Raw genomic sequence first — 1734 nt, forward strand, 5'->3', positions numbered from 1 at the left:
CTCGCGGACGGCGGCGGTGCCGGCCGGGAAGGTGACGATCCGCGAGGTGGCGGGGTGGCGGCCCGCGAGGTGGGCGCGTTCGTGGGCGAGCAGGACGGCGCGCTCGCCGGCGTCCAGGCTGCGCAGCATGCCGGCGGTGACGACGACGCGGCCGGGGCGGCCGGGCAGGGCGTAGGCGTCCGCGCCGGCGTCGGGCAGGACCGTCAGGTCTCCCGCGCTGGACTGCCCCCGGGTCCCGGCGGCCGCGCGCAGCAGCCGGCGGTGGTGGTGCAGCAGCGTACGGCCGGTCGCGACGGCCACCGCGAGACCGGCGGCGACGGCCGCGGCGCCGAGCGGCACGCCGAAAGCCGGGTCGTGCGGCAGCAGGGCGATCGAGACGTGACCGAGGGCCGCGACCGGCGGCAGGTGCAGCAGGGCCGCCACGGTGAGCAGGGCCAGGGCGACGGCGCCGCAGGCGCCGAGGGCGGCCGCGCAGCCGGCCAGGAGGAGGGCGGCGGGCCGGGGGGGCAGCACGGCGGCGAGCCGCCGGGCCGCGGGGACGGCGAGGAAGGGCGCGAGCAGCGGCGCCCAGACCGCCCAGATCATCCGGCCTCCCCGGAGACGGCGGTCTGCCGCAGCAGGTCGCGCAGGAGCGCCTCGTCGTCGGTGGACAGCCGGGAGACGAAGCGGGCGAGCACGCCGGGCCGGTCCGCCTCCTTGTCCAGCTCGCTGTGCATGCGGTGCGCGGCGAGGGCGGCGTGGTCCTCGACGGCGGGGCGGTAGGCGTAGGCGCGCCCGGCGCGGGTGCGGCGCACGGTTCCCTTGTCGTGCAGCCGGGCCAGGATCGTCGCGACGGTGGTGCGGGCGAGAGGTGTGCTCAGCGCCTGCTGGACCTCCGGCGGGGTCAGTGGGCCTTCGGCGGCCCACAGGGCGGAGAGCACGGCGGCCTCCAGCTCGCCCGCCGGGCGACGTATGGACTCGGTCACGGGAACCGCTCCCTCCCAGGGATCGTCTACAGTCGGGTAGACCGTCTACGGGATTGTAGACAGTTGGGGCCGACGGAGCCCCGACCCCTGATTATGGGAGGCCTCGCACCTGTGCCCACACCACCCGTCGCCGCGATGGCGGTCAACGTGCTGGACGCCTCGTCGCTGCTGGCCGCCTTCGGCGCGCTCGGCATCGCCGTCGTGCTGTTCGCCGAGACCGGTCTGCTCGTCGGCTTCTTCCTGCCCGGGGACTCGCTGCTGTTCACCGCCGGTCTGCTGAGCCGGTCGGGAGCGCACTCCGGACCGCATCTGGATCTGGCGCAGGTGCTGGCCGCCGCGGTCGTCGGCGCGCTGGCCGGCGCGCAGTGCGGCTTCGTCCTCGGGCGGCGCGGCGGGCGTGCCCTGCTGGCGCGCTCGCGGAACAAGCGGCTGCAAGAAGGCGCCGCGCGGGCGGAGGAGTTCCTCGACCGGTACGGTCACGGCCGCGCGATCGTGCTGGCCCGCTTCGTGCCGGTGGTCCGCACGGTGCTCAACCCGCTGGCCGGGGCCCTGGGTGTGGCGCCGCGCACGTTCGCGGTGTGGCAGGCGGCCGGCGGTCTGGTGTGGACGGTCGGTCTGGTGCTCGCCGGGTACGCGCTGGGCTCCGTCGTGCCGGACGTCGACCGGTACCTGTTCCCGTCGTGTACGTCTTCGAGCTCGACCCTGCGACGTCCGCTTATGCGCCGACCGGGATCTTCCATGACGAGCTGGAAGTGAAGCTACCGTTCCT

The 1734-nt window shown here is 75.8% G+C and carries 3 protein-coding genes; 1 reads left to right on the forward strand and 2 read right to left on the reverse strand.

The window, feature by feature from the left end; genetic code table 11:
- Positions 1-585 (reverse strand): M48 family metalloprotease (locus AB0K09_RS33140; protein ID WP_366069100.1); only part of this gene is annotated, 585 nt, incomplete at its 3' end.
- A complete protein-coding gene (locus tag AB0K09_RS33145) occupies positions 582-965 on the reverse strand; it encodes a BlaI/MecI/CopY family transcriptional regulator (protein WP_366069101.1) in 384 nt (127 codons plus the stop codon). The genes AB0K09_RS33140 and AB0K09_RS33145, both read right to left, overlap by 4 nt.
- 93 nt (positions 966-1058) lie before the next feature.
- Between AB0K09_RS33145 and AB0K09_RS33150 the strand changes: the two genes are divergently transcribed.
- Positions 1059-1721: a DedA family protein gene (locus AB0K09_RS33150; protein WP_366069102.1), complete on the forward strand. Its 663-nt coding sequence runs from the start codon at positions 1059-1061 to the stop codon at positions 1719-1721.
- Positions 1722-1734: the final 13 nt, after the last annotated feature.

This window comes from Streptomyces sp. NPDC049577, from assembly GCF_040675635.1.
Classification (GTDB): Bacteria; Actinomycetota; Actinomycetes; order Streptomycetales; family Streptomycetaceae; genus Streptomyces.